We start from the raw sequence: 13,513 nt of genomic DNA, 5'->3' as shown, positions 1-13,513 counted from the left end.
TTTAATATTTTTTATTTATTAAAGTTTATTTTAAAGTTTGAAATCTTTTAATATTTCAATGGCTTTTGGATCTGTATGATTAAAAAATTGTGTATTTTTTAAATCTAAAGTTTTAATTTGTTCAAGATCTGATTAAATCAACTCAAAATCGAATACATCAAAATTTTGAGTCATTCTTTCCGGTGTAACAGATTTAGGAATTACTGCAATTCCGTTTTGGATTAATCATCGCAAAATTACTTGTGCAACGGATTTATTATATTTATCTCCAATTGATTTTAAAATTTGATTTGTGGAAATTTGATTTTCCCCTTCTGCAAAACTAGCTCATGATTGTACTGTGATGTCCAAGTTTTTATAAAAATTTACATCATCAGTTCTTTGATAAAAGGGATTTAGTTCTATTTGATTAATGACAGGTTTTATATTGTTGAATGTCAATAAATCTTCAACTTGAACTGGGGAAAAATTAAAAACATCAATTGATTTAATTTTTACAGCAGATTTTGCCTCTTCAAGCGCTCTTCATGTTCAATAGAAATCATTAAATGGTTGATGAACTAACATCATATCAATATAGTCAATTTGCTAATCTTTTAATGTTTTATCTATTGATAATTTTGCTTTTTCATATCCGGCGTTTGAAATTCAAATTTTTGATGTTATAAAAAATTCAGATCTGTCAATTTTACTATTTTTAATTGCCAAACCTACTCCTTTTTCGTTTTTGTAAATTTGAGCTGTATCAAATAATCTATAGCCAATTTTAATTGCATTCGATACAGCTTTTTCAGTATCTTCTAAAGGAATTTAGAAAACACCAAATCCTAAAATCGGCATTTTATTACCATCATTTAATTTAATATAATTCATTTTATTTATTCCCACTATTTAAACTTTCTATTAATTTTTTATATTCAACAGGATTAAATCATAAATTTTGATTTCAATGATATTCTGTTGCATTCATTTCATTTGTTTCTAAAATTGTATTTAAAACCAAACTTGGATTAAATAATAATTCTCTGCCAACTGCAATAAAATCTGCATCAAGTAAACCAATTTCAAAATCTTTTCTCTCTTGAAAATTACCAGCTGTTAATATTGGTTTAGCTGTTCATTGTCTTACTTTTTTTACATAATGTAATGTAAATAATTTTGTTCCAAGATTTCGAATAACATCAGCCATTCGTACTCTACTTGTTGTTTCACCGGTTGAAACATTAAAATATGAAATGTATTTATCAATTTCTTTTATAAATGGTTCATAGATATCTTCCATTTCAATATTTCCGTCACCATCACCAATTGAAATTCTAATTCCAAATGGGATTTTAACTTCATTTTTTAATCGTTTTGCAATATTTAAAATCATTTCACCACGAATTAAAATATCATCACTTTTTATAACATCGTTTAATTGTGGGTGAAGCAATTCACTCATTAAATATCCAAAAGCTGAATGCAATTCTACAAAATCAAACCCAGCTTTTTTTGCTCTGATTGCTGCTTGAATAAATTTTTCTTCAATTTCAATTAAATCCTTTTTGTCTGCAATTTTTAAATTTGTTTGATCCAAATAATCATAAAATTTTGTTGCTCCTATTGTTTCTTGGGGTAATATTGATTTTGAGCCTGCATGATTTAATTGTACCCCAATATTTGCACCAGCTTTATGAACTAAATCGACAATTCTTTTCATTGGTTCTATTTGTTCATTTTTTCAAAGTCCTAAATCATTTTCACGAATACGCCCTTCTTTTGAAACTGCTGTTGATTCTACAATAATTGTCCCAACACCACCATATGCTCTCGCACCATAATGTTGAATATGAAAATCATTTGCAAATCCATCTGATGCCATTAATGTATCCATTGGTGGCATAACGATTCTATTTCGTGATTTCAAGCCTAGAATTAATTCGGCTTTATCTACAAGTTTTTTCATAATCTTCTCCTCTATTTTCATCAATAATGTGGTACGCTGCCACAACATTATTGATAACTGAAATTAATGCATGATGAATATTTGGATTTAAATAATAATTATTATTTTTACCTTCTTTTTCACGAAGTAAAATTTCTTTACAGTGCAATTCACAAATTTGCTTTGAAATATTAACCCTATTAAAACCTGTTTTTTCTACTAATTTATCAACAGTTATTATCTTTTCTTTACTTATTCAACATAAAATTATAATTTTTGTTGGAGAATTTAACTCTTTTATTAAATCCATAGTTTTTAACATATTCATCACCTCTTTTATATGTTACCAACTAGTAACATATAAATAATAACACAACATACAAAAATAATGCAATTTTTTTGAAAAAAAATAAATAAAATATTTGTACAATAAAAAACCATGCGTAATACGTATGGCGAAATATTTTTATTTTATTAAAGAATATAAATTTTTACTTTAGTTATTTAATTTTGACTCTTTTTTTGGTTCATACCACGAACCATCTAATTCTGTGATATTTGCAAGTACAATTGGTGTTTTTCCTGTATCTTGTTTTATTGTTGAACGAATTTTTAATATTATTTCGTGTTTTAATGCATTCAAATCAAAACTTTGTGGTTTTTGACGATAATCCTCTTCATATTTTAATAATATATCTGTTACTTGTTTTTGCATTTGTTTAAAGATCATGTTGTCATCTTGTATATATATAACACCACGCATTTGTGTATCAATTAAACTTTTTAATTCTTTAGTTCTTTGATCAATTGCTGCACCAACAATGACAATGCCATCTGTTGATAATTGTTTTCTTTCGTTTAAAACAACAGCTCCAACATCGCCAATTCCAATTCCATCAACATAAACATCACCCGATGTTGCAGCATCAACTTTAACTGTTAATTTATCTGTTTTAGATAATACTAACATTTGCCCGTTGTCTATTAATGCAACATTTTCTGGCAATAAACCAGCTTCAATTGCTGCTTTTTTGGCCTTTAAAAATTCTTTATACAAACCTTTTACTGGAATAAAGTATTTTGGTTTAATTAAAGAAATCATTAATTTAATATCTTCGTAACTTGCTTTCATTGATCAAATATTTCTGTCAAGTAAAGCTATTAATCTTGCATTTGTTCTTGCCAAGTCATCCATAACTTGTGCATGTTTTCTTTCAATACCAGCAGCTGGTGGGGTTGCTATTACAATAATGTCATCTTCTGTAAATTCAACAGCATCATCATTACCTGTCGCAATTTTTGCCAAACGTGAATAAATTAAATTTGCAGTACCCGTAACTAAAAGAACACCATTATCAGATTTAACATATTCTTCAATTGAAAACAAATCATCTTTTGTAATATTTAAATTTTTATGAATAATATCTGATTCTAAAATTGTTGCTAATGTTTTACCATAAACAGCAATTTTTCTTCCATTTGCTTTAGCTGCAGATGCAATTTCTGAAAATTTAAAAATATCTTCTTCAAATATAACAATAACTAATCTTGCTTTTTCTTTAATTACTGCATCAATATGTTTTGCTACACGATAATTTGGTGATGTGAAATCACTTCTTGAAGCAAATTCAGAATCTGATAAAAACGCTAAAACACCTTTTTGCGAAATATTGGCAATGTGTTGCAAATCTGTTGAAAAAAACGATTTTTCCTCACCGTCAAATATATAATCTCCAGCATAAATTACTAAACCGTTTTCTGTATGCAAAACATACCCAAAAGTTTGTGGGAAAACAGCTGTTGTTCTAAACACTTCTATTTTATTTTTACCAAAATTAACTACATCTTTATCTTTTAAAATTTTAAAATTAGCATCTCTATTTTTAAGTCTGTATCTTTGATTTTTGTATTTTAATGCGACTGTAGTTAATTCATTACAATACACTGGCACATCTATTTCTTTTAAAATATACGGTAAGGCTCCAGAATTATATGCTGATGGTGAAGAAATGAAAATACCTTTTATCCTATTTTTATTCATTTTTAAATATTCAATATTTGGTATTACCAAATCAATTCCTAATATTCCACGATCTGGAAATTTTACACCTGCATCAAATATAAAAATATCTTCATCTACCTCTATTAAAAATAAATTTTTTCCTCTTTCGTCTTGACCACCAAGTGCTATAAAATTAATTTTTGACATAATATATCTACTCTTTCTATTTGTTATATTAAAACATGTATTATCTAAATTATTATTTAATCAAAATGTCTTTCACTTTTGTATTATAACAAAAAACAAAGAATTTATTAAAAAATCATTTAAAATAATACTGGAGTGGCGAATTTATGAAATCAATTAGTATAGATGATTATTATTTAATTAAAGATAACTCAGATGTTTTTTCTATTGATGTAAGAACGAATAATGAATACAAAATATTAAAAAATTTTCCTTGAGCAGTCAATATTGAACTCAATGAGCTATTTGCAAATTATGAAAAATACTTGCCGAATAAAAATCAAACAATTATCACAATTTGTAACGCAGGAAACAGATCAAGTGAAGCTGCAATGTTTTTACAAGAACACGGCTATAAAAACGCTTTCGTTTTGAATAGCGGTATTTATGGATTTTATAGAAAATATGAATAATTTTATTTAATTATATTTTTTGAAGTGTGTGTGAGAGCACTATTTCTTTTAAATTTACATGCTGAGGCAAATTATATGAATAGAAAATAACTTCTGCAACCTCATCAGAAGTTAAACCATTATTAATTGATGATTTTACAACATTGTATTCATCAATTAATTTTTTATTTTTACCTGTTAAAAGTAAATCTGTATCAACGATGGCAGGCTCAATAGTTATAAAACGAACATTTGAAGATGCATTTTCGCGTCTGATTGCTTCTGTTAAAGCTGTAACTCCGAATTTTGATGCATTATATACAGCATGAGCATCTGATGTTCATCTTCCAGCTACAGAAGAAACATTCACTATTGTTCCGTGTTTTCTGACAATCATATCTTTTAAAACACAATCAATTCCGTTAATTACACCTTTTAAATTTATATCTACAATATCATATTTTTCTTGCAAGTCTTCTCCTGAATAAATTTCTAAAGGCATTATTCCGGCATTATTAATAAGTAAATCTGTTTTACCATATATTTTCTCAGCATCTAATATTGCATTTTTAAAATCTGTAAAATCTCTTACATCCACTTGTTTACACATTGTATCTGGCAAATTAAGTTTTTGTAAAATTTCCAGTCTTCTTGCAATTATAAGTAATGGATGACCATTTTTTGAAAATATTTTTGCAAGAGCCATTCCGATTCCAGATGATGCACCCGTAATTACAACAAGTTGTTTATTATTTGACATTTATTTTTCCTCTAAATTTTTCTTTAAAATTTCTTTTTCTAGTTTAATAAAAAATGAATTCAAATTAATCATATCCGATGATATTTTTACATTACTATTATTTAAAATTATTTTAAATCCATATTTTTCCAATTTTTTATATTTAATTAATTCTAAATTATTTATATTTATTTGTCTTAAATTTAAATCAACACCATTAATGTTTACTATACTTCCTAACAAATCTAGAATAATATTATATGTAGATCCTTTTTTATTACTTTTTACAAATTTATTATTCTTTTTTGATTTTATACTTATTCAAATAAATAAACTAAGTCCGGAGATAATAGCAATGATAGCGATAACATAAAGCAATATTTTCATACTAAATTTTATCCTTTACAAAAATATCTTTTAATATTTCTGCTTTTCTTACATTATAACTCGGAAGAACTAGAACATTTACTTTGAAATCAGCGATTTTAACATGAATTTTTTCTTGGATTACTTTATATGAAAAAGTATCTATAATTAAATCTTGTTTATTAACTTCTCCACCAAGAGTAACCACATGTCATTTAGACATAACAATTGGTGAATTAATTGTTCGAAATTTATTTGTTGATACTGGAAAAATTTCTTGCATTTCTCAAATATCATGGTTATCCAAAATAACAGCACCTCCGGTTGATTTTAAATAACCAGTTGAGCCGTTTGCAGTTGAAAAAACCAGTCCAGACCCGTGAAATGTTTCAAAAAATTTACCATCGATATTTATAGTTGTAAAAATAGGTTTAGTTTCATTTACAATTTTCAATTCATTGACAGCAAAAATATGTTTATTGTCAAATTCTATATCTAAAAGATCATAATAATATAATTTATAATCATTTGATTTGATTGCATTTAATAATTCTTTTTCATCTGCAGCATTATTATGATTTGTATAAAAGCCTATACCACCAGCATGAAAAGGAACAAATATTACTTCTTTTAGAATTTCTTGATAGATGTTAATTGATTTTATAAATGTACCATCACCGCCAACAACAAAAACATATTCTGGATTAATAGTGTCTTCAATGGCATTTATTTTCATTAATTTTGATTTTAGATCAATAACTTTTAATTTAGTTTCTTGATAGTCATTCGATACTACTGCATATTTAAACATTATTATTTCAACCTCTTTTGTATTTTAACATTAACAATTTATTTTTTTGTTATAATATTTTACGAAACGAGGATTTAAATATGGCAAAAGAAAAAATGGTCACAGGCATAACATCAACAGGAACATTAACACTTGGAAATTATATTGGCGCATTGAGAAATTTTGTAAAATTACAAGATCAATACGAGATGTATATTTTCATAGCAAATTTACATGGTATTACTGTACCTATTGACCCAGAAACATTAAGAAATAATATTAAGACAATAGTTGCACTATATTTTGCATGTGGTTTAGATCCAAATAAAGTACATATTTTTAAACAATCAGATGTACCGGCTCATTCCGAATTACAATGAATATTAACAACATTTACGACATTGGGCGAATTGAAAAGAATGACTCAATTTAAAGATAAATCTGCTAAAGTAAAAAATTCAAACGGAACTGAAATGATTCCAACAGGATTATTAATTTATCCTGTTTTAATGGCTGCAGACATTTTATTATATGATGCAGTTAAAGTGCCTGTTGGAAATGATCAAAAACAACATATTGAACTTACAAGAAATATTGCAGAAAGATTAAATAATAAATTTAACAAAAATATTTTTACCGTTCCAGAAGAATATATACCAGAAATTGGTGCAAAAATAATGGGTTTACAAAATCCAACTAAAAAAATGTCGAAATCATCAACAAATGATAAGGATTCTATTAGCATGTTAGATGATGAAGCAATCATTAGAAAAAAAATTGCCTCAGCAATTACAGATTCAGAAAATAAAGTCTATTACGATTTAATAAATAAACCGGGTGTTTCTAATTTATTAACAATATATGCTTCGCTAAAAGAAATAAGTATTTTAGAAGCTGAAAATGTATTCAAAGATAAAAATTATGGCGAATTCAAAACAGCAATATCAGATATAATCATAGCCACATTGAAACCTATACAAGACAAATTCAAAATATTGTATGATTCAACTGAAGTTAAAAACTGATTAGCATCAGGTGCTAATGATGCAAATATAATCGCCAATAAAAAAATTGAATTAATTAAAGAAAATATAGGTATTAATTAAAAAGAGAGAATTATAAAAATTCTCTCTTTTTAATTTTCTCATTTAAATGTTTTTATAGCCAATCAACCAAACAATAATACCAGAATTATAAAAAATCACAGTATAGACGCGCCAACAATATAAGCCATCAATTCTCCAGATTCATAAATTAATATTGAAATATATGATGCCATTAATCATGATGGCATCGTAAATAAAATTTGTAAGAAAAAAGATATCAAACCTTGAATAACTCTTGTTGTTCCGTATGATGACATTCATATAGATAGACACATAATTCCGATTGATGAAATCATACCCGCAAAGAAAAATAATAATAAAAATGGTGAAAAGAAACTTGTAGCATTAAATCCAAATACTGAGATTCCTAAAATATATGTAAACAACATTGCTATAATTTGCGCTATAACACACATAATAAAATTAATAATAATTAAAGAAAATATTGCCCCAAATTTTGTAAGACCAGTAAGACCAATTCTTTTGTATATAACAGAAGCCTTAATTTCAAAAAAAATAGCAATAAAAACCATTGCAGAACATGTTGCTGCTGCTGAAAAATTAACTGTTGCACCAGCAATTCGTCATGCCAATTCATTGGTTGAACCAGAAACAAAAGTGGATAATGCGCCAAATGCTAATGGAAAAATTATGATACCCCATAATGTTGAAAATCAATTACGTTTTACATAATTAAAAATTAATTCCAATAATGGTTTTAATAAAATATTTGAATTTGAGAACATTTGATTATTATTTTGTTTTTTTAATATAATTGTTTCACTCAATTTCTCATTTTTCATTTGATTTCTCCTCTATTGTAGATTTTGCACTCATTCTATATTGACCAATATTATATTCTTTAAATTTTAGATGCACATATTCTTCAACTGTTTTAGTCTCCTCTAAAATTTCTTTTGTTGTTTTATCTAAAATAATTTCTCCATTATTTATAAATAAAATTCTATTACAATACATTTGAATTTCTTCTAAATTATGAGAAATTAAAACTAATGCTTTATTTTCTTCTTGTAAAAAATCTTCAATTAATTTATGTACATTTTGTTTAATATCAATATCTAATCCTGTTGATAATTCATCTAAAATTAGAATATCTGGTCTATAACATAAAGCTAATAAAAGATCAACTCTTTGCTGTTGTCCACCTGACATTTTAGAAATATCTTTATACAACATAGTTTCTAAAGACAATCTATAAAATAAATTTTTTAATTCTTTTGTTGATATTTTTATTTTAAAAGTTTTTAAATAATATTTCACAAGATTTCATGGAGAAAAACCTCTAGGATATTTTGATCCTTGCAATTGCATACCAACTTTAATTCCATAAATTCTATCTATACTTCCAGATTCATACGGTCTTAATTGGGCAAGCGTTTCTACAAATGTTGTTTTCCCAGCACCGTTAGGACCTACTATTCCTATTCTGTCTCCAGATCTAATTGTTAAATTTGCATTCTTAATGACTGGAATATTTTTATAAAATTTACATACATTTTCAACTTTAATATAATAATCTTTGTTATCATTTTCCATAATATGTCAAAATCCCTCATCTTAAATAATTATACTCAATTATTTATAAATTATAAATAATATGATTTATTAATCTGAATCACTTGAATAAAAATCTTCGTCAAATTTTCATTTAACTAATTTTATTTTTGTCAAAAGCTTAGTAGCATTAGTTTTTTGCCTTAAATTAATACAATTATAGTGCACAGCAATTAAATTGTCTGAATTCAAATCTAATGGTTTTTTTTTAGCATTTATTAAATCTATTGCTCAATTGAAAATATCTCCGGTTTCCGAATATTTATCTTTATAAATCATATAAAATTTACAAATTCAACACATTTTCATTTCGTCTGGTTCTTTATTTTCCAATGCAACCGCATTTTCTCAAGCCTTTGTTTCTTCTTCTGGTGTGAAAACTATTTCATCACCTGTTATTTTTGCCATACTAATTTAATCTCCTAATTTAAACTTAAAATATTTTCCTTATTTTGTAGTCATTTTTTCATAAAAATATCATTATTTCTATAAGAAACGGTTTCATTTTTTGATACTACACGATGACATGGTATCAAAATTAAAATCGGATTTAACCCTATTACGTGAGCTACTGCTCTAGTTGCTTTTGGATGATTTATATGTTTTGCGAAATCTGAATAATACATTAAGCAATTTAAATTATTAAATTTTCATAATTCGTGTCAAACTTTAAGTTGAAATTCAGTTCCATCTAATTTTAATTCATTTCAATCAATAGTTTTTTTGCCTAAAATTATATTTTGAAATAATTCAGTGTAAAATTTTGGATTTTTAGATGATTGCACTATTTTAGCATTTCTATTTTTAAAATATTTTTTAATTGAATTTTCATTTTCATTAAGTGTTGAAACAAAACATATTTTATCTTGCAAAAATCCAACTATAACTTTCTGTTCAAATATTGGTACACATAAAAAATCTATTTGCACTATCATCAACTCCCACATTAGAATTATACTCTTATAATTTATAAAACCACCTATTCAAAGGTGGTCTTTATTTCAAATTTTTTTTAGCTGTATTTACTAAAAGTTCAAATTGTTGTGGTTCGTGAATTGCTAATTCTGATAACATTTTTCTATTAATTTCAACACCAGCCTTGTTTAAACCATTCATAAATTTAGAATAACTTAAATCATAATTTCTAACTGCTGCATTAATACGAACAATTCACAATTTTCTAAAATCACGTTTTCTTTCTTTACGTCCAACAAAAGCATAAGCCATTGAACGAATTACTTGTTCACGTGCTTTTTTAAAGTTTGTATGTTTAGTTCCGTAATAACCTTTTGCACGTTTAATTCAACGTTTTCTACGTGCTCTTGTTACTTTTCCGAATTTAACTCTAGCCATTTTACAATCCCCCCTGAAACTATTTTTGTAGTAAACCTTTTAAACGTTTCATATCTGTTTTATCAATGAAAAATGATTTTTTCAAATGTCGTTTTTGTTTAGTAGTTTTATTTTGCGCCAAATGCGAACGATAAGCATGTCCTCGTTTTAACGAACCAGATGCATTTTTTCTTACTCGTTTAGCTAATGCGCTTTTTGTTTTCATTTTTGCCATAATTTTTACCCCCAATATTTAAATACATTTTATTATTTCCTAGGTATTACATACATATCTAAAAATCTAGTATTTAATTTTGCCTCTTTTTCAATTTTAGCAACATCTTCTATTTTTGCATAAAAATTTTCAATAGTTCTCTTACCAAATTCTTGATGAACAATCTCTCTACCTTTGAATTTTAATGAAATTTTAACTCTGTCTCCACTCAATAAAAATTCTCTTGCTTTTTTAGCTTTTGTATCTAAATCATGTTCTCCGATACCAACAGTTAATCTTATTTCTTTATTTTCAGTTTTAACTTGGTTTTTTTTATTTTCTTTTTGTTTACGTTTTTGTTCGTATTTATATTTACCATAATCAAGAATTTTTGCAATAACTGTATCTCGATCTTGTTGTCCGACTTGAACTAAATCTAAATTTAAAGATTCCGAATATTCCAATGCCTCTCTTTTTGTTAAAGGACCTATTTTTGTACCATCTTGGCCGATAATTAATATATTTCTTGCTCTGATTGCACCATTAATTGGTTGTTCATCATCTTTTCGTGATCGATTGTTACTATTTCCATTGCTATTGTTTTGCGACATTCTTTTCCTCCATGATATTTAAAAAGTGTGCTGTTTAGAGAAAACTGCACACTTTAACAAAATTACTTACAAATTAAAAAAATAATTAAGTAACCGTTTCTTATACATAGCGGTGAGCAAGTGCTTCTTCTTTAAACTTTTTATATACTAACATAGCAATTACAAACATGCAAGAATAATTTAAATATTTAAATTAATTTTCATCTATTAATTTTTTCATTTCATTAATCAAATCGATCGAAACTGGATCATCAAATGAATTATTTTGCCTAACAGCGGTACCAACATGAATTTCATCAACATTTGGTTTTATTTTTTTTACATTTGAAAAATTAATTCCACCACCAGCAATGATATTTAGTTCGTTTGCCTCTTGCATTAATTCATATAATTTGTCTATATTTTCAACTATATTTTCACCATAAGATGTAAGTACACTTTTTACACCAAGTTTTTCTAAAATTGAAATTCCCTTCATTTTATCTACAACTAAATCAAATGCCTTATGAAAAGTAATGTCCAATCCTTGTGCAGTTTTACATACAATATTCATTCTATCAAAATCTATTGTATTATCTACATTCAAAATTCCAATAACAATTCCATTAGCTTTTGTAGTTTTTATAAACTTAATATCTTCTATCATTTGATTAAACTCTTCATCTGTATAAACAAAATCTCTTGCAGTTGGTCTAATCATTATATTGATAGGCTTTTCTGTTTCATCCATCACTTTACTAATACTTTTATAATCTGGTGTTAATCCACCAACATTTAAATTGTGACAAAATTCTATTCTAGATGCATTAGATTTATTTATCAATTCAACATCTTTTTCATCTTTAGCTATCACTTCTAGTAACATTTACGTGTTTCTCCTTAAATTCAACTAATTTACTAAATTCATTAAGCTTTTCCCAATGAAATTCTTGGTCTTTACCAAAATGACCATATTTTGATGTTTTGAAAAAAACAGGTTTTTTAAGCATTAATTTGTTTATTATTCCACCAACACTAAAATCAAAAAAATTATTAATTGCCAAATAAATCAAATTCTTATTGACTAATTCCGAATTAAAAGTTTCAACAAAAATAGAAATAGGTTTTGCAATTCCAATTGCGTAACTTAATTGCATTTCTATTTTTTCTGCATAACCTGCTGCAACTAAATTTTTTGCAGCATATCTAGCCATATAAGCAGCTGATCTATCTACTTTCGTTGCATCTTTACCAGAAAAAGCCCCACCACCATGTCTTGCAGTTCCCCCATAAGTATCTACAATTATTTTTCTACCAGTTAAACCAGTATCGCCTTGTGGACCACCAATAACAAATCTTCCAGTTGGATTTAATAATATTTTAAAATCTGTATTCATTTTATGTTTTTCTGCAACTTTTTTCATAACATCATTTTTAACAAATGACATAAATTCATCTTCATCAAAGTTTGGGTCATGTTGAATGGACATTAGAATTGTATCTATAACTGGATTGGCAGCATCAGTATAATCTATTGTAACTTGCGATTTCATATCAGGTCTTGCTCACTTAAATTGATTATTTTTTCTTAATTTTGACGCTGTATAAACAAGATCGTGTGCAATAGAAATAGGAAGTGGCATGTAATTATAAGTTTCATTTGTAGCAAAACCAAATATTATTCCTTGATCTCCTGCACCAATTTCGTTATTTGATAATTTAACGCCCTGATTTATATCGACAGATTGTTCGTTAATTTTAATTTCGATTTCGCATGTATTTGCATCAATTCCTCAAGAATTATCTGTGTAACCAATTTCTCTTAAAACATTTCTCGCTATTTTTTCATAATCAACTTTTGCATGACTACTTATTTCACCACCAATTAATAAAAAATTGGTGGTGATAAAACACTCACAAGCAACATGAGCATTTTCGTCTTGTTTCAAAATTTCATCTAGTATTGCATCAGATATTTGATCACAAATTTTATCTGGATGACCTTCTGACACTGATTCTGATGTAAACAATATTTTATCTTGCATATTTTATAATTTTTTCCTTTACTATATAGCATTTTTGCGTATAAAAAAACGCATAACCAAAATATGCGTCATTCATACTTATTGTTGGAAAAATTGCAAAATATTTCCCATCATTTGGCACCACGATTACAGGTTGCCACTAGTTCATTGAGTTTTGTCTCTTCCTAGTTCTGAATAAGCTATTTAGTT

17 protein-coding genes, 1 pseudogene and 1 riboswitch are annotated in these 13,513 nt (G+C 26.6%); of the genes and pseudogenes, 2 read left to right on the top strand and 16 right to left on the bottom strand.

Annotated features, from left to right (window positions below; genetic code table 4):
• Window positions 1-30 precede the first annotated feature (30 nt).
• The 4 genes and pseudogenes from AACK85_RS05000 to AACK85_RS01475 form a co-directional block, all read right to left on the bottom strand.
• Window positions 31-810, bottom strand: a pseudogene (locus tag AACK85_RS05000) (aldo/keto reductase).
• Between the two features lie 64 nt (window positions 811-874).
• Entirely contained in the window at window positions 875-1,948 is a 1,074-nt protein-coding gene (locus AACK85_RS01485) for a hypothetical protein (RefSeq protein WP_338970401.1), read from the bottom strand.
• On the bottom strand, window positions 1,929-2,249 hold the full coding sequence (locus AACK85_RS01480; RefSeq protein ID WP_338970398.1) for a helix-turn-helix transcriptional regulator: 321 nt from the start codon (window positions 2,247-2,249) through the stop codon (window positions 1,929-1,931). Before AACK85_RS01480 ends, AACK85_RS01485 begins: the two co-directional genes overlap by 20 nt.
• Window positions 2,250-2,423: 174 nt before the next feature.
• A complete protein-coding gene (locus tag AACK85_RS01475; RefSeq protein WP_338970396.1) occupies window positions 2,424-4,136 on the bottom strand; it encodes a ribonuclease J in 1,713 nt (570 codons plus the stop codon).
• Between the two features lie 146 nt (window positions 4,137-4,282).
• Between AACK85_RS01475 and AACK85_RS01470 the strand changes: the two genes are divergently transcribed.
• Window positions 4,283-4,588 (top strand): rhodanese-like domain-containing protein, encoded by a 306-nt coding sequence (locus AACK85_RS01470; protein ID WP_338970394.1) that lies wholly within the window; start codon window positions 4,283-4,285, stop codon window positions 4,586-4,588.
• Window positions 4,589-4,598: 10 nt separating this feature from the next.
• On the opposite strand, the gene AACK85_RS01465 is transcribed toward AACK85_RS01470, so the two are convergent.
• From AACK85_RS01465 to AACK85_RS01455, 3 genes are read right to left on the bottom strand one after another with little or no spacing between them, the layout of a single operon-like run.
• Window positions 4,599-5,327 (bottom strand): SDR family oxidoreductase, encoded by a 729-nt coding sequence (locus AACK85_RS01465; RefSeq protein WP_338970392.1) that lies wholly within the window; start codon window positions 5,325-5,327, stop codon window positions 4,599-4,601.
• Entirely contained in the window at window positions 5,328-5,693 is a 366-nt protein-coding gene (locus tag AACK85_RS01460) for a hypothetical protein (RefSeq protein ID WP_338970390.1), read from the bottom strand. It abuts the gene before it with no gap.
• A 1-nt stretch (window position 5,694) separates the two neighbouring features.
• A complete protein-coding gene (locus tag AACK85_RS01455) occupies window positions 5,695-6,483 on the bottom strand; it encodes a hypothetical protein (RefSeq protein ID WP_338970387.1) in 789 nt (262 codons plus the stop codon).
• Between the two features lie 80 nt (window positions 6,484-6,563).
• On the opposite strand from AACK85_RS01455, the gene trpS reads away from it, so the two are divergent.
• Complete coding sequence (gene trpS, locus AACK85_RS01450) at window positions 6,564-7,568, top strand: tryptophan--tRNA ligase (RefSeq protein ID WP_338970384.1); 1,005 nt, start codon at window positions 6,564-6,566, stop codon at window positions 7,566-7,568.
• Window positions 7,569-7,597: 29 nt separating this feature from the next.
• Here the strand turns inward: trpS and AACK85_RS01445 are convergent, their stop codons facing one another.
• The 9 genes from AACK85_RS01445 to metK all read right to left on the bottom strand — a co-directional run bounded on the left by AACK85_RS01445 (window position 7,598) and on the right by metK (window position 13,324).
• Entirely contained in the window at window positions 7,598-8,371 is a 774-nt protein-coding gene (locus AACK85_RS01445; protein WP_338970381.1) for a hypothetical protein, read from the bottom strand.
• A complete protein-coding gene (locus AACK85_RS01440) occupies window positions 8,322-9,125 on the bottom strand; it encodes an ABC transporter ATP-binding protein (RefSeq protein WP_338970379.1) in 804 nt (267 codons plus the stop codon). The genes AACK85_RS01445 and AACK85_RS01440 overlap by 50 nt, the downstream gene beginning before the upstream one ends.
• Window positions 9,126-9,194: 69 nt before the next feature.
• A complete protein-coding gene (locus AACK85_RS01435) occupies window positions 9,195-9,551 on the bottom strand; it encodes a hypothetical protein (protein ID WP_338970377.1) in 357 nt (118 codons plus the stop codon).
• A gap of 14 nt (window positions 9,552-9,565) precedes the next feature.
• Complete coding sequence (locus tag AACK85_RS01430) at window positions 9,566-10,072, bottom strand: methylated-DNA--[protein]-cysteine S-methyltransferase (RefSeq protein WP_338970375.1); 507 nt, start codon at window positions 10,070-10,072, stop codon at window positions 9,566-9,568.
• Between the two features lie 67 nt (window positions 10,073-10,139).
• The gene (rplT, locus tag AACK85_RS01425) at window positions 10,140-10,496 is read right to left on the bottom strand and encodes a 50S ribosomal protein L20 (protein ID WP_338970372.1); all 357 of its coding nucleotides are present in this window, start codon (window positions 10,494-10,496) and stop codon (window positions 10,140-10,142) included.
• A 19-nt stretch (window positions 10,497-10,515) separates the two neighbouring features.
• Window positions 10,516-10,710 (bottom strand): 50S ribosomal protein L35, encoded by a 195-nt coding sequence (gene rpmI, locus AACK85_RS01420; RefSeq protein ID WP_338970371.1) that lies wholly within the window; start codon window positions 10,708-10,710, stop codon window positions 10,516-10,518.
• A 32-nt stretch (window positions 10,711-10,742) separates the two neighbouring features.
• Entirely contained in the window at window positions 10,743-11,300 is a 558-nt protein-coding gene (infC, locus tag AACK85_RS01415; RefSeq protein ID WP_338970368.1) for a translation initiation factor IF-3, read from the bottom strand.
• A gap of 193 nt (window positions 11,301-11,493) precedes the next feature.
• Window positions 11,494-12,165 (bottom strand): copper homeostasis protein CutC, encoded by a 672-nt coding sequence (locus tag AACK85_RS01410; RefSeq protein WP_338970366.1) that lies wholly within the window; start codon window positions 12,163-12,165, stop codon window positions 11,494-11,496.
• Window positions 12,143-13,324 (bottom strand): methionine adenosyltransferase, encoded by a 1,182-nt coding sequence (gene metK / locus AACK85_RS01405; RefSeq protein ID WP_338970364.1) that lies wholly within the window; start codon window positions 13,322-13,324, stop codon window positions 12,143-12,145. The genes AACK85_RS01410 and metK overlap by 23 nt, the downstream gene beginning before the upstream one ends.
• A gap of 75 nt (window positions 13,325-13,399) precedes the next feature.
• Window positions 13,400-13,505, bottom strand: a riboswitch (SAM riboswitch).
• Window positions 13,506-13,513 lie beyond the last annotated feature (8 nt).

Source organism: Spiroplasma endosymbiont of Labia minor, assembly GCF_964019845.1.
In the GTDB taxonomy this organism is placed as follows: Bacteria; Bacillota_I; Bacilli_A; order Mycoplasmatales; family Mycoplasmataceae.
Note: the sequence above shows the minus strand (reverse complement) of the source record. Positions and strands in the feature narration are given on the sequence as shown.